Origin of the sequence: Halorubrum alkaliphilum, from assembly GCF_017873815.1 — an archaeon.
In the GTDB taxonomy this organism is placed as follows: Archaea; Halobacteriota; Halobacteria; order Halobacteriales; family Haloferacaceae; genus Halorubrum; species Halorubrum alkaliphilum.
This window is the reverse complement of the sequence record NZ_JAGGKQ010000001.1, coordinates 45,182-59,944: the sequence shown is the minus strand read 5'-3', so window position 1 is coordinate 59,944 and position 14,763 is coordinate 45,182. Positions and strand designations below refer to the sequence as shown.

Annotated in this window: 12 protein-coding genes; 6 read left to right on the top strand and 6 right to left on the bottom strand. The window is 67.0% G+C overall.

Features of this window, described 5'->3' with window-relative positions; all coding sequences use genetic code 11:
* Nucleotides 1–69 precede the first annotated feature (69 nt).
* Nucleotides 70–1,338: an HD domain-containing protein gene (locus tag J2751_RS00290; protein WP_209482464.1), complete on the bottom strand. Its 1,269-nt coding sequence runs from the start codon at nt 1,336–1,338 to the stop codon at nt 70–72.
* A 112-nt stretch (nt 1,339–1,450) separates the two neighbouring features.
* On the opposite strand from J2751_RS00290, the gene J2751_RS00285 reads away from it, so the two are divergent.
* Nucleotides 1,451–1,852, top strand: coding sequence for a universal stress protein (locus J2751_RS00285; protein ID WP_209482463.1), 402 nt, complete (start codon nt 1,451–1,453; stop codon nt 1,850–1,852).
* Between the two features lie 28 nt (nt 1,853–1,880).
* Here J2751_RS00285 and J2751_RS00280 read toward each other — a convergent pair whose 3' ends face one another.
* The 3 genes from J2751_RS00280 to J2751_RS00270 form a co-directional block, all read right to left on the bottom strand.
* Nucleotides 1,881–3,068 (bottom strand): HD domain-containing protein, encoded by a 1,188-nt coding sequence (locus tag J2751_RS00280; protein WP_209482462.1) that lies wholly within the window; start codon nt 3,066–3,068, stop codon nt 1,881–1,883.
* 71 nt (nt 3,069–3,139) lie between these two features.
* A complete protein-coding gene (locus J2751_RS00275; RefSeq protein ID WP_209482461.1) occupies nt 3,140–4,096 on the bottom strand; it encodes a halocyanin domain-containing protein in 957 nt (318 codons plus the stop codon).
* A gap of 108 nt (nt 4,097–4,204) precedes the next feature.
* On the bottom strand, nt 4,205–4,771 hold the full coding sequence (locus J2751_RS00270) for a helix-turn-helix domain-containing protein (protein WP_209482460.1): 567 nt from the start codon (nt 4,769–4,771) through the stop codon (nt 4,205–4,207).
* Nucleotides 4,772–4,921: 150 nt separating this feature from the next.
* Between J2751_RS00270 and J2751_RS00265 the strand changes: the two genes are divergently transcribed.
* On the top strand, nt 4,922–6,703 hold the full coding sequence (locus J2751_RS00265; protein ID WP_209482459.1) for a PAS domain-containing protein: 1,782 nt from the start codon (nt 4,922–4,924) through the stop codon (nt 6,701–6,703).
* Nucleotides 6,704–6,732: 29 nt separating this feature from the next.
* On the opposite strand, the gene J2751_RS00260 is transcribed toward J2751_RS00265, so the two are convergent.
* A complete protein-coding gene (locus tag J2751_RS00260) occupies nt 6,733–8,055 on the bottom strand; it encodes a phosphoribosylamine--glycine ligase (RefSeq protein ID WP_209482458.1) in 1,323 nt (440 codons plus the stop codon).
* Nucleotides 8,056–8,335: 280 nt separating this feature from the next.
* On the opposite strand from J2751_RS00260, the gene katG reads away from it, so the two are divergent.
* The 4 genes from katG to J2751_RS00240 all read left to right on the top strand — a co-directional run bounded on the left by katG (nt 8,336) and on the right by J2751_RS00240 (nt 12,414).
* Entirely contained in the window at nt 8,336–10,474 is a 2,139-nt protein-coding gene (katG, locus tag J2751_RS00255; protein WP_209482457.1) for a catalase/peroxidase HPI, read from the top strand.
* Nucleotides 10,475–10,651: 177 nt separating this feature from the next.
* Nucleotides 10,652–11,605, top strand: a complete 954-nt coding sequence (locus tag J2751_RS00250) for an alpha/beta fold hydrolase (protein ID WP_209482456.1) — start codon at nt 10,652–10,654, stop codon at nt 11,603–11,605.
* A gap of 69 nt (nt 11,606–11,674) precedes the next feature.
* Complete coding sequence (locus J2751_RS00245) at nt 11,675–12,001, top strand: cupin domain-containing protein (protein ID WP_209482455.1); 327 nt, start codon at nt 11,675–11,677, stop codon at nt 11,999–12,001.
* Nucleotides 12,001–12,414 carry a rhodanese-like domain-containing protein gene (locus J2751_RS00240; protein WP_209482454.1) on the top strand — a complete coding sequence of 138 codons (414 nt, stop codon included), beginning with the start codon at nt 12,001–12,003 and terminating at the stop codon, nt 12,412–12,414. Before J2751_RS00245 ends, J2751_RS00240 begins: the two co-directional genes overlap by 1 nt.
* Nucleotides 12,415–12,483: 69 nt before the next feature.
* On the opposite strand, the gene J2751_RS00235 is transcribed toward J2751_RS00240, so the two are convergent.
* Nucleotides 12,484–14,700 (bottom strand): PGF-CTERM sorting domain-containing protein, encoded by a 2,217-nt coding sequence (locus tag J2751_RS00235; protein WP_209482453.1) that lies wholly within the window; start codon nt 14,698–14,700, stop codon nt 12,484–12,486.
* Nucleotides 14,701–14,763 lie beyond the last annotated feature (63 nt).

Below are 14,763 nucleotides of genomic sequence, written 5' to 3'. Positions count from 1 at the left end.
GGCGCCCGACGACGAGTCTCGCGGCTTTTTAGTGGAGTTTTTGGTCGGCGAACCCCCGGATAAAAAGTCCTATTCGAACTCGTCGAGCGTCGTTGGCATGGCCTTTCGGACCTCGCTCACCAGCGCGTCGGGGTCGAGCCCGAGCACGTCCGCGGCCGCTCGCCCGACCCGATCGGTCGCGGCTGCGGGCGCGTACACGCCGAGTCGCCACTGGTTCCGCTGGGCCGTCCGGAGCGCGGAGACCAGCGGAGACTGCCGCTCCAAGCGACGAACCTCCCCGTTGACCGTGACGCGCGCGGTCGACTCACGCATCGAGGGCTCCGAGGGAACGTCGAGCAGGACGTGTTCGCGGTCGAGTCCCGCCTCCTCGGCGATCTCCCGTTCCAGCGAGACCTCTGTGTCGTGGTCAGCTTCATGAACCCGGTCCGGAACGTCGTCGTACTCGGCCCAGACCGCTCGCTTGTACAGGTCTCGCTCGTCGTAGCGGCGCGACAGCTCCGCGGTCTCCGAGCATCCGCGAAGCGCCGCGAGGAAGTCGTGGTCGTCCATTCGCCGGAGTCCTTCCGCGCTCGTCGACGTCGCGTCGAGGAGGTCGGCGGCGGCACGGCGCAACATCGCCTTCGAGATCCGCGCGACAGGATGGGTGTAGACGACGGGGTTCATCAGAGCGCGCGCCAACAGCAGGCTCTCTGCGGTCTGGACGTTCCCCTCGTCGAGCACGAGCGACGGGCCGTCGAGGGTCCGGCTTCCGCCCACGGCGTCCGCGTCGTCACCCTCGTCGACGAACGCCAACTCGCGAACGAACCGACCGGTATCGATGGTGCCGTACGGGACTCCCGTGTGGTAGGCGTCGCGGACGAGGTAGTCCATCCGGTCCACGTCGAGCTCGCCCGAGACGAGCTGGCCGTAGGTTCCCTCGCCGCCGACGATGTCGGCGATGTGTCCGGGATCGAGGTCGTGATCGCGGAGGACTGCCCCCACCTCGCCGGTCGCGAGCAGTTCGCCGACGTCGTCGTGGTACTTCCCGGTTCGCCGATGCGTGAGCGACTCCAGATTGTGGCTGAACGGGCCGTGACCGACGTCGTGGAGCATCGCGGCGGCCTCGATCCGGTCAGCGTGTCTCCCCTCGATCTCGAGGTGGTCGAGCGCCCGTCGGGCGAGGTGGTAGACCCCGAGGCTGTGCTCGAAGCGGGTGTGGTTCGCGGACGGGTACACCAGTTGGACGGTGCCGAGCTGTTTGACGTGGCGGAGCCGCTGGACGGCCGGCGTGTCGAGGAGGGCCGCGGCGACACCGTCTATCTCGATGTGGTCGTGAACGGTGTCCTTGACCGTTATCATGGGGGACGTTCGTCATCACCGGTTAAAAACGGCCGCGTCATCGACTGCGCTCGACGGGTCGGTCGTGCCGAAGGCGACACGATTTATGTCCCCATGCGACCGATCGTCGCGTATGTACGACGTTCTCATCGCCATCGACGCCGACGAGACGCGAGCGGTCGCACAGGGTCAAGCGATCGCCGCCCTGCCGGGATCGGCGGACGGTCTGACGGCTCACCTCTGTCACGTGTTTACGGATAACCCCGAAGGGGCGTCGGTCAACCAGCTCTCGGCGGTTCGGCGTGCCCGCGAAACGCTGGAAGACGCCGGCGTGACCTGCGTACACTACGAGGCGAGCGGCGATCCGGGCCCGGAGATCGTCGCCGCCGCCGAGGAGGTCGACGCCGACACGATCTGTGTCTCGGGCCGCAAGCGAAGCCCGACCGGAAAGGCGGTGTTCGGGAGCGTCACACAGGACGTGATCCGTTCGAGCGACCGTCCCGTGCTCACGGTTCCCCGGCCCTCCGACGCGTAGACATCGGGATCGGACACCGACCGTCTCGTTACGCCGGTCGCCCTGCGGTTCGGAGTCCGAGCACGTCGGCGGCCGCGTCGCTCACGGCTTCGACGTGGTCCGCCGGACAGTACACGCCGAGGGTCCATCGTCGTCGCTCCGCGGCCCGGAGTCCGGCCACGAGCTCCGAGGCGTCCTCCAGCCGCTGCGGGACGCCGTCGACGACGACCGTCGAGGCGGACTCCTTGAGTCCGGGCCGAGAGGGGACGTCGACGATCACGGACTCGCGATCGATCCCGACGCGATCGGCGATCTCGCGCTCGCCGGCGAGCTCCTCGTCGTGGGCGGCGTCGACCGTTCCAGCCGGAACGTCGCCGAGCCCGACCCAGACTGCTCGCTTGTAGAGGTCGCGGCGCTCGATCCGACCGCCGAGCTCCGGGACGTGCTCGCGGAGGGCGACGAGCAGGTCGTGGTCCGCCATCCGCCGAAACTCCTCGATTGTCGCGTCCGTCCGGTCGAGGTAGCGCTCGCAGGCGCGCTCCAGCATCGCGCCGGCGACGCGGGAGACGTGATGGCGGTAGACGACCGCGTTCATCAGCGACCGGGCGACGAGCAGGCTCTCGGCGGTCGCGACGTTGCCCTCGGCGAGGACGAGCGCCGTCTCCGGCGGATCAGTGAGTCGAAGCTCGTTCACCAGTCGCCCGGTGTCGACGGTTCCGTAGGGGACCCCGGTGTGGTGGGCGTCGCGGACGAGATAGTCCATCCGGTCCACGTCGAGCTCGCCCGAGACGAGCGCGCCGACCCCCTCGCCGCCCGCGATCAGCGCCGCGACGCGCTCGGGGTCGAGGCCGTTGCGTTCGAGGACGCGGCAGATCTCGCGGTCGGCGTCGCTCAACAGCCAGTCGACGTCGTCGTGATCGCGGCCGGTTTGCCGTCGGATGATCCCCTCGGTCTGGTGGCCGTACGGGCCGTGTCCCACGTCGTGAAGGAGCGCGGCGGCACGGACGTGCGCGGCGGTATCGGGGTCCAACTCGAGCCCGTCGAGCGCCTGTCGCGCGAGGTGGTAGACGCCGAGGCTGTGCTCGAATCGGGTGTGGTTCGCCGAGGGGTAGACGAGTCGAACGGTGGACAGCTGTTTGACGTGCCGGAGCCGCTGGAACGCGGGCGTGTCGATCAGTTCGGCCGCGACCGGGCCCAGCCGAACGTGGCCGTGGACGCTGTCCTTGATCGCCTTCATTGACACGCGGTCGGTCCCCCGAGGAATTGGTCGTTTCGACTCGGAGGCGAGTCGCCGTCCGTATCCACTCGTCAGTGTCGCGACTCGGCGACGACCACGGCGCCACGCATTCCCTGGTCACGATGACGCTCGCAGGCGTACCGGTAGGTTCCGGGATCCTCGAACGTGTGACTGAACGCGTGTTCGTCCTCCTGTTCGTCCAGATTTTCGGCCGCTTCGACGGCGACGAGGTCGCTCCGGAACGAGCCGTCCTCGGCGACGATGCTGTGTTCTCCCGCACCGGGGACCCAGCGCCACGTGACCGTCGTTCCGGGTGTGACGCGAACTGCGGGGGTGTCGTAGACGGGGGCAGTGTCCCACGCCTCGGCGTCCGTGTCGTAGCGACCAGTGCCACCGACGCGGACGGTGACGGAGTCGCGTCGCAGCGGGTTCTCGGTCTCGCCGACGTCGGGTGTCCCCTCGAACCAGTCGCCGTAGTCGACGGGGGTCGTGTCGTACTCCGTGACGTACTCCTCAATGTCAGGGCCGACGACGAGCGCCCCGTGCTTCCCGACGAGCTGGTGCGGCCGGCAGACGTATCTGGTGATTCCCTCGTCTGCCTCCGTCACGGTGACCGCGTACTCGTGGCCCGCCTCGTCGGTGAGCTCGGATTCGAGCGCCGCGGGCCCGTCGTACGTGACAACATCGTGTGCGCCGCCCTCGCCGGTCCACACCCAGCGAACGGTCGTCCCGTAATCGATCCATACCGCGGCCGGATCGAACCGAAGTCCGCTTGCGCCACCGCCGACGTCGATCCGGACCTCCTCCTCGCCGCGCCGGTCGACGGTACCAGCGTAGTCGACGCCGCCGTCGAACCAGTGGCCGTATTCCGGTTCGGGAACGTCCGTCGTGTCGACGAATCCGTCACCGTTTCCGTCTGTCCCGTCACGAGGGTCGAACACGTCGAGACAGCCGGCAAGCGATCCGAGAGCCGTGCCTCCCGCCAGCGACAATGCTCGGCGGCGGGAGATGGAGGGCCGCTGTGACATCGGTTCTACTTCAGATTCCCGGAGTAATACGTGCTGTGATAGGCGGAGAGGGAACGTCCGTTGGCGGAAACGGGTCAACGACGACGCTGTCGGGTTCGGCGTCCGATCCTACTCGTCGACGAGGTCGACACCGAGCCGGTCCGCGACCGCGCGAACGGCGGAGCCGCCGACGTTCGCGGTCGCCGCTCTGCCGTCCTCGATCGCCAACAGGTCGTCCTCGTCGATCCCGAGCTCCTCGGCCAGTTCCTCGACCGTGAGCCCGGCGTCCTGACGGGCATCCTGCGCGATCTCGCCGTATCCCGACACGAGGTACGGGAGTCGGTCGTCCTCGTAGTCCGTCCCCTCCTCCTCCCATCGTTTCGAGTCGCCGGTGGCCGAGTCGTACATCTTGGCCTGCTTCCGGGCGATCTCCTTCTTCCGGCTCTCGGTCGCGGTCGAGTCGCCGTCGGCACCGCCGGAGCTGCCGCCGGCGCTCCCACCGCCTCCACCCCCGCCGGAGCCGCCGTGCCCCCCGGAGTTCTTGCTCGCGTCGTCGTGCGGCCGGCAGTTCGAGCAGACGAGCAGTTGTGCGCCGGCGACGTTCGCCCGTTGGAGGTTCGACGTCTCGCGTCCGCAGAGCTCACAGGCGTCGCCGTCGTCGCCGCCGCCTCCGCCGCCCGTCGAGTATTTCGGCATATCCGGAACAGTGCTCCCGCAGTGATAAAAGATGGCGGGTGTTCTCGGGAGCGCAGACGCTGTGACCCGGCCCCGGAACCGCCTCGTCCCGGACCGCTGTATCGGGATCCAACAGGACTAACCGGGACGCCGACCTAGGTTGTTAGGACTATGTCCGAGCCGACCCTCGTCCTCCTCGTCAGTGCTGACGAGGAGTACCTCGCCGAGTTCGAGGGTGCTCTCGGGGATACCGCGGGGTTTCAGGTGACGACCGCGGCCACCGTCGATGAGGCGGTCGCGCGTCTCTCGACGGCGGACGTCGACTGCGTCGTCAGCGACTACGACCTGCCGGACTCAAACGGGGTCCGGCTGCTGCAGGTCGTGCGCGCGAGCGCGCCGACGCTCCCGTTCGTTCTGTTCACCTCGTGTGGAACCCAGGAGATCGCCAGCGACGCGATCACCGCCGACGTCACCGACTACCTCATAAAGGAGCGGTTCGGTGACCAGTGGGACCGCCTGGGAGCGCTGATAACCGACGCGGTGTCGCATCGGCGGAACCGCGACGAGTCCATCGACACGACGACGCACACCGCAGCGGTGTTGAACGCGATCCCGGACGGCGTGCTCGTCGTTCGCGACGGTCGGATCGTCTTCAGCAACGAACGTGCCGGCGTGTTTCTCGCGGACGGTTCGAGCGGTTTGGAACGCGAACGAGTCGACCGAGTGCTTCGGTCGACCGACGGGACGCTCGAGGCGGTCGCCGAACCGGTGGTCGACGGACGGCGGGCGTTCGCGCGCGTCGAGGTCGACCTCCTCGTCCCCAACCGCGGATACGTCCCCGTGGAGGTGAGCATCGCGCGCGCCGACTGGCGGGGTTCCCGGTCGATCGTGTACGTCGTGGCGGACGTGTCCGACCGGCGGGCGACGGAACACGAACTCGCCATCAAGAGTCGGGCCGTTGACGACGCGCCGGTCGGGATCGTCCTCGCGGACGCCGAAGCCGACGACCTCCCGCTCGTGTACGCCAACGACCGGTTCGAGGAGCTAAGCGGCTACTCAGAGGCGGAGATACTCGGACGGAACTGCCGATTCCTCCAGGGTGACGGGACCCGTGAGGAGCCGGTGCGGACGGTTCGGGACGCGATCGAGGCGGGCAAGCCCGTCACGGTCGAGCTACTGAACTACCGAAAGGACGGAGCGGAGTTCTGGAACAGACTCACGGTCGCGCCGATCCGCGACGAGGAGGGCACCGTCACCCACTACGTCGGGTTTCAGGAGGACATCACGACACGGAAGGAACACGAACGGCACCTAGGGACGCTGGATCGCGTTCTCAGACACGACCTTCGGAACCGGCTCAACGTCATCATGGGTCACGGGGAGGCGATCCGCGAGGCCGCGGCCGGCGAACCGGTCGCCGAGCACGCGGAAAAAACGATGGCGGCCGTCGAGGATGTCCTCCGGATGGCCGAGCGTGGCCGGGAGATCAACCGGATGCTTCTGGAGCGACCCAATCGCGTGGAACTCGAGATCGTTCCGGAGGTCTCCCACGCGCTTGAGGACCTGCGTCGGACGCGTCCGGACGCGACGATCGCCTTTTCGCCGTCGTGTCCGGACGATCGGGTCGTGTTCGCGACCGAGAACGCCGCCGACGCGGTCACGAGGATCGTCGAGTACCTTCTCGATCACGCGGACGCGGACCACCCGTACGTCGACGTTACCATCGCCGAGACCGATTCCGGGGTCCGGATCCGGATCGCCAACGACGCGAAGCCGATCCCGGAGATCGAACAGGACGTCCTGTTGGACACCGACGAGATCAACCCGCTCAACCACGGGCAGGGACTCGACCTCTGGTTCGTCTACTGGGTCGTCCGCCGGTCGAACGGATCGATGTCGTTCGAGGACGTCGACGAGACGGGAAACGTCGTGACCATCGACCTGTTGACGTGACTGGATCCCGATTCGATGAACCGGCCCCGCTACTCGGCGTGACTCGGACCCAAATATCCCCACGCTAGTAGCCGGTCCCCGTCGCCATCGATCCACCGCTCGCCGATGTCGTCCCGGTAGTACATGTTCGGCATCACGATGTCGTCGATCCGGTCGTACGCCTGCTCGCGTGCGGCATACATCGTGTCCCCCTTTCCGGTAACCACGATCGGCATTCCGTTGCCGCCGGCGACGCGCCACTGACCATCGACCTTCTTTGCGTCCTCGATGTGGATCCCCTCACGGCTCTCGGTCTCGAACACTACGGCGGCGTTCCGCGAGTTCTCGTCGTACGTCTTCTCGTCGTCGAACGGGAACGGCGGGAGGACGACTCGAACCGCGATCTGGTAGCCGTTGTGGACCGCGACGTCGGGATCGCGACCGTGTGCGAGGTCGGAAAGGAACTCGCCGGTGGACGACTCGATCGACTCCTCCTGTAAGGCGATCGTCGGATAGCCGAACCGTGGCGTGAACTCCAACGGGTAGATCCCCGTCTCGTTCACGATACAGTTGACGTCGATGCTCCCGACGTACCCCTCGTCGGCGAGCCACCCTTCGAGCTTTCCGAGCGTCTCCTCGAACAGCTCGTTTCGCCCGGCCCAGAACATCGACGTTCCCATCTCACCGGTCTGCGGGCCGATGTTTCCGGGGAACAGCTTCTTGTGCTCGAAGTTGAAGTTGACCTGATCGATGAACTCCGCTCCGTTGAAGAAGCCACAGACTGCGATCTCAACGCCATTGACTTTCCGCTGGAGTTGGAACCCTTTCATTCGGTGGCCCCACGCCTTCTTGTACGCCCGGAGCACGTCGACGACGTCGCTTCCGTCGGTCTCGTTGCCCACGTAGAGGAGTCGCTTGACGTTCTGTACCTCGCCGAGCGGCTTGATCACGTAGGGTGCCGGGTTCTCCCGTACGTGTCGAATACCCGCGTCGAAATCGTCGAAGACGTGATGTTCGACCGTGTTGACGCCGTGTTCTTCGAGCATCTCCATCGCGTAGCCACGGTCCTCTTCGAGGCGATCCGTGTTCGGCGTCCCGCCGACGACGGCGTGGCCACGCTCACGGAGATCCCGCGCGAGCTCGCCGGTACCGACCTCGGAGCCGATCCAGATGTCGTCGAAGACGATCACGTCGGCCCAGTCGACGTCGGTCGTCCAGTCGTCCGTCTTGGGGACGAACCCGTCGCCGATCTCCCGATCGCCCTCGGACTCGATGTAGTACTTCACCTCGTGGCCCTCTCGGTGGACCTGCCACGCGAGGTCGGTGATGAGAGCTGCGTCCGCCGAGACGAACAGGAAGCGTTTGCCGTCCATGATCGTATCGTAAAAGGCGGATGACTTGAGTGTGTGGCACCCGCCCCGTATCGGCGTCGAGACGGGTCGATGCTTGGATTTTGGGAGCATGTATAAAAATAGCGCTGCGTTTTCACTATTTGAGAATAGATGTTTTCTTAATAGAAAATAAGGTTGTTATTGCTGGTTATTTAGAACCAAAGTAGCCACTTTTTTATCTTCACTGCTGGAAATTGAGGACGTAATAGATGACAGTCAACATCGACGCAACTCTCATCGACGCTCTGGAGGTATCCCGATAATGCGGGGACAGAACCACGACTGGTGGCCAAACCAGTTGAATCTGAAAGTACTCGATCAGAACGCGCGCGACGTCGGGCCGTACGAGGACGACTTCGACTACGCCGAGGCGTTCCAGTCGCTCGACCTCGACGAGGTAAAAGCCGAGATCGAGGAGCTGATGACGACCTCGCAGGACTGGTGGCCGGCCGACTACGGCCACTACGGGCCGCTGTTCATCCGGATGGCTTGGCACAGCGCCGGGACGTACCGTACGGCCGACGGCCGCGGCGGCTCGGACGGTGGCCGCCAGCGCTTCCCGCCGCTCGACAGCTGGCCGGACAACGCGAACCTCGATAAGGCTCGCCGACTGCTGTTGCCAGTCAAACAGAAGTACGGCCGCAAGCTCTCGTGGGCGGATCTGATGATTCTTGCCGGCAACGTCGCCATCGAGTCGATGGGGTTCCGGACGTTCGGCTTCGGCGGCGGGCGTGAGGACGCGTTCGAACCTGACGACTCGGTCTACTGGGGTCCCGAAGCAGAGATGGACACGAACGAGCGGTTCGACGAGCCCGGTGAGATCCAAGAGGGGCTCGGCGCGTCCGTCATGGGGCTCATCTACGTGAACCCGGAGGGTCCGGACGGCAATCCCGACCCCGAGCTGTCGGCGAAAAATATCCGCCAAACGTTCGACCGAATGGCGATGAACGACAAGGAGACGGCGGCGCTCATCGCCGGCGGCCACACGTTCGGGAAGGTTCACGGCGCGGACGACCCGGACGAAAACCTCGGCGAGGAACCGGTGGCTGCTCCTATCGAGGAGCAGGGGCTCGGCTGGAAGAACGAGAAGGGCCCCAGCAAGGGCGGAGAGATGATCACCAGCGGTATCGAGGGTCCGTGGACTAGCTCCCCGACCGAGTGGGACATGGGGTATATCGACAATCTGCTGGAGTACGAGTGGGCGGCCCAGAAGGGCCCGGGCGGCGCGTGGCAGTGGGTCCCCGTCAACGCGGACGACATTGATCGCGCCCCGGACGCGCACGACCCCGACGAGGAGGTCCTGCCGATGATGCTCACGACGGACGTCGCGCTGAAGCGTGACCCCGACTACCGCGAGATCATCGAGGAGTTCCAGGAGAACCCGATGGCGTTCGGAATGAACTTCGCGCGTGCTTGGTACAAGCTGACGCACCGCGACATGGGCCCGCCGTCACGGCTCCTCGGCCCGGAGGTTCCGGACGAGGAGATGCTGTGGCAGGACCCGATCCCCGAGGTCGACCACGAACTCGTCGGTGAGGCGGAGATCGCCGAGCTCGAAGACGAGATCCGTGACTCCGATCTCACCGTCTCACAGCTCGTCAAGACCGCGTGGGCGTCGGCGTCGACGTACCGCGACAGCGACAAGCGCGGCGGCGCGAACGGCGCGCGGATCCGTCTCGAACCGCAGCGGAGTTGGGAGGTCAACGAGCCGGAGCAGTTGGAGACCGTACTCGACACACTCGAAGGGATCCAGGAAGCGTTCAACGAGTCGCGCGACGACGACGTCCGCGTCTCGCTCGCCGATCTGATCGTGCTCGGCGGCAACGTCGCCATCGAGGAGGCGGCTGCGGACGCCGGCTACGACGTGGACGTCGCCTTCGATCCGGGTCGGACGGACGCCTCTCAAGAGCAGACCGACCCCGACTCGTTCGATGCGCTGAAGCCGAAGGTCGACGGGTTCCGGAACTACCTCGGCGACGGCTACGAGAAGCCGGAGGAGCTGCTGGTCGACAAAGCGGAGCTGTTGAACCTAACCGCCACGGAGATGACCGTACTTGTCGGCGGGATGCGCGCGCTGGGCGCGACCTACGACGACACCGATCTCGGCGTGTTCACCGATCGGCCGGGCACGCTGACGAACGACTTCTTCGTGAACCTCCTCGACATGGACGCGGAGTGGGAGCCGGCCGCCGAAACCGATGGCGTGTACGAGGCGATCGACCGCGACACCGGCGAGGTGGCGTGGACGGGAACCCGCATGGACCTCGTCTTCGGTTCGAACGCTCGGCTCCGAGCGATCACCGAGGTCTACGGAAGCGACGGCGAGGAGGAGACGTTCGTTCACGACTTCGTCGAGGCTTGGGAGTCGGTGATGCGTCTCGATCGCTTCGACTTGGAATAAACTGAACCGAACGCGGCTCGAATAGGCGGGTCGAGCGCGGCTCGAATCCGATCGAGACGGGGCCGACCACGGTCGGGGCGGGGGCAACCACGATCGGGACAAGCCCGGATCGATTTTTTGGCGGTTGGTGTCCACGTGAAACGCACGTATTAGTCGCTCGCGTGTGACGGGTGAAGTATGCCGGACGCATCTATCACCTCCCCAGCGGACGGAGCACTTCCGGAGCCGGTTCCGGACGACGAGATCCCTGACCCCGTCCCCGGTCGCTCGCGAGTCGTTCGGACGAACGGCGTCGATCTCCACGTCGTCGAAGCCGGCCCGGAGGACGGGAAACTGCTCGTGTTGCTTCACGGCTTCCCCGAGTTCTGGTACGGCTGGCACGAGACGATTGCGCCGCTCGCGAACGCGGGATATCGGGTGGTCGTCCCCGACCAGCGCGGCTACAACCTCTCGGAGAAACCGCCCGCGGTCGGCGACTACCGGATCGACACGCTCGCGGACGACGTGGTCGGGTTGATCGACGCCTACGACCGTGACACGGCCGCCATCGCCGGCCACGACTGGGGGGCCGCGGTCGGCTGGTGGCTCGCGATCCACCACCCCGACCGGCTCTCGGAGTTCGTCGCGGTCAACGTTCCCCATCCGACCGTCTTCGAGCGCGCGCTCCGAAGTTCCTGGAGCCAGCGGTTCAGGAGCTGGTACATGGTCGCGTTCCAGCTCCCGAAGCTCCCCGAGGCGGTCGCCAGCGCCGGGAACTGGCGGCTCGCGGTTCGCAGCCTCCGCGAGACGAGCGAACCCGGAACGTTCGACGCGGAGGACTTCCGGCGGTACCGTCGGGCGTGGAACCGGGATGGCGCGTTCGAGGCCATGGTGAACTGGTACCGGGCGATCGTTCGCGACCGTCCGGAGCCGGCGACGCCCGAGGTCGACGTGCCGACGCTCGTGGTCTGGGGCGCGAACGACCCCTTCCTCCAGAAGCGGCTGGCCGGCGAGAGCGTCGACTACTGCGCGGACGGACGGCTACTGACGATCGACGCCGCGACACACTGGGTGATCCACGAGGACCCGCATCGCGTTGCCGACGCGGTCATCGACCATACGGATCCCTTCCCTCCCGGCGCGCGGGAGTAACCCGAGCGGTCGATCGTATCCGGCGTGACCCGACCGATCGCTTTTGTCTCGGTGGACCGACTGACGACCATGGCACTCGATCGATACGCCGACGCCGTCGACAGCCTCGATCCCGCGGACGGCGAGGTGGAGACCGTCGAACTCATCGTCACCGACGACGTGCTGGTGAAGGCGTTCGTTCTCGGATCAGGCGGCGAGGTCGACGCCCACAAGCACGGGGACGCGACGAACGTCTTCCACGTACTGGAGGGAGCGCCAACCGTCGTCCGCGACGGCGAGACCGAGCGGCTCGCCGCGCCCGCCGTCGTGCTCAACGAGCGCGGCGATGTCCACGGAGCCCGCAACGACACCGACGAACGCGCCGTGCTCACCGCGAGCCTCTGTCCGCTCTCCTGATGGTCGACGAGATCGATCCGGACGAGCTGGTGGTGCTTCTCGGTGAAGGGGACTCCGAGGACGGCCTCCGAGTCGTCGACATCCGCGACACGCGGGCGTTCGATCGCGGTCATCTCCCGGGAAGCGAGTCGATCCCGTTTCCCGAGCTCACGACTCGGGTCCCCGAACTGGAGGGTGCGGAACGGATCGTCACCGTCTGTCCGCACGGCATCGCTAGCCGACAGGCGGCACAGCTGATTGGGAGCTACGAGGGGACGACGGACGCCCGCGTGGAGAGCCTCCGCGGCGGGATCGAGGCGTGGGAACGCGACGTGGGTGATCTGGTCACGACGGAGTCGGAAGAAAACGCGGAATCGGAGGGGGACCTGTCGGGGAGCAACGTGGAGTCGGAAGGGCCGGACGCCCCGTTCTGACGCGCTTCGCACCGCAGTAGCGACCGTCATGCGCCGAGGTCGGCTACCGGCGTCGAGCGAGGAATCCGACTACCGGCGTCGAGCGAAGAGTCCGACGGCCGAGAGCAGTGCGACCACCGCGACCACGAGACCGAATCCGGGAACGCTCACGGCGACGTCGTCGTCCGAGTCCGCGCCCCCGCCGACGGAGTCGTCGGTTCCGTCGGACTCCCCGACGCTCACCGACACTGACGCCTCGTTTTCGGGCCCGACGACGGTGATCGTCGCTGTTCCGACCGTTTCGAGGACCACGTCACGCTCCACGGTCGTTTCCGCGTCCGCGTCGAGTTTCACGGGGTCGGTTCCGACCGGCTCGCCGTTCACGAGGAACTCGATCGGTCCGTCGGCCGGGATCCCCGCGTCGGTTCCGACGGTGGTCGTCACGCGGACCGACTCGCCCGCAGCGACGTCGGCGGCGTCCGTCGCGACGTCCCGGACGCTCACGGACCCGGGCTCGGAGACGACGACATCGAGGGTCTCGCTGCCGACTCGAACCTCGTACTCCCCGGCGTCCGTGAACTCGTGTTCGAGGCGCTCGACCGTCTCTGCTCCGGCCTCAACGCTTCCGGATCGGGTTGTGACGGTCTCGCCGTCGACGCGTATCGACACCTCGTAGCTCCCGGCGGTCCCGCCCGTGTTCGAGACGCGGACCGCGAGCGCGAGGCGCTCGCCGTCGACGAGTCGAACCGGGTCGCGCTCGATCGCACGATCGCGGTACTCGCCGACCGCGCGGACGCCCTCGTCGTCGATCCCGTAGCCGACCTGCGCGGGCGTCTCCCCGAACGCCTCGGCGTGCGTCTCGCGACCCCAGAACTCGGGCGTCGCGTCCGTCGTCGTCAGGCGCTCGGCCTCCTCGCGGATCTCGGTCGCGACGGCGTCGTCGCCGCCCTCGGCGGCCGCGTCCTCGACCGCGTCGAGGAAGTCGTCGTTGGTGACCCACGTGTCCCGGTCATCGGGATCGACGGGGGCGTCGTTGAACTCGCGGAACACCGTCGCGAGCGACGCTCGTCCGTCGGTTGCCACCCGGATGCGACGGTCGATCTCGCCGGCGACGAGCGCCCCTTTGACGTAGTCGGCGTTGGCGGCCCACGCGTCGGGGTTCGCGAGAACGGAGCCGGCGTACGGGTCGCGCTCGCCCGCCGAGAGGGTCCGCTCGAACGCCTCGAAGTCGGCAGCACCGCGTTCGAGCGCGAACAGCGCGGCGTAGTACGTGGCGGTCGCCTCGGTGAACCAACGGGCGCTCCGCTCCGCCCGGTACGACTGGCGGGTGTGGACGTACTCGTGAGTCCAGACGTCGTCGGCGGTGCCGGCCGGCTCCGTGTCACGAACCCAGAGGTCGGCGTCGCCGATCTGTAGGCCACGGGGTGCCCACGACACCGACTCGGTCGGCGCGGCGACCGCGAACACCTCGTCGTCGCGCGCGCCGACCTGAAGCGCCGTCGACGCGCCCTCGAACGCCTCGAACACCGCTCCCGGCGACGGCTCCGGATCCGCCGCGTCGGGAACGATCAGCCGGAACCGCTGGTCGGCGGCCTCGTGGACGTGCTCCTCGTAGGGGCCGAGAACCGCCAACGCCTGCGAGGCGACGCCGTCGCCGGCGACCGAGTTCTCGCGCTCGACGGAGACGCTTCCGCCGGGGCCACCGGTGAAACTCCACGCGATCGAGGCTCGTGGCGGGCGAACGATCGCCCAGTCGCCGACGTCGACGAACCGGTAGGCACCCTCACCGGCGAGCGGCCCCTCACGCTCCTCCGTCTCGTTCCCGTCCATCGTGTAGGTGAGCGACGGCCGCGTCGTTTCGCCGTCCCAGACCCACTCTTCCCCGCCGTCATCGGTCGTCTCGCGGTCGAACCCGTCAGCCTCGATCGCATCGTCGGTCGCGCTCAACGGGGTGAGACGGAGACCGGTAACTCGATCCGGAAGCCGGGCCTCGGTCGTGACGTCGACCGTTCCGGGCTCGTCGTTCGTGGATAGCTCGTGGCGGACTAGGATCGTATCGTCATCGACGTCGAACGGGGTGTCCGGTCTAGGCTCGATCGCGTGACTCCCGTCGAGAACGGCCCTCTCGGAAGCGATCTCCTCGGAGACGGGCCCGTCCGCGAGCGATTCCGTGTCGGACTCGTCCGCGAGCGATCCCGTGTCGATCCCGCCGCCGACCGCGACGCCGACGCCCGCGATCAACAGCACGGTGACCACGACCGCGACGGTCATCGCCCGACTACCGAGTCGATCCTCCAGCCGGTTCATACGGTAGAACGGAGGGTTCGGCGGCATTATCTCTGTCCATCAGGTTAGTGAAACGACCCGCGG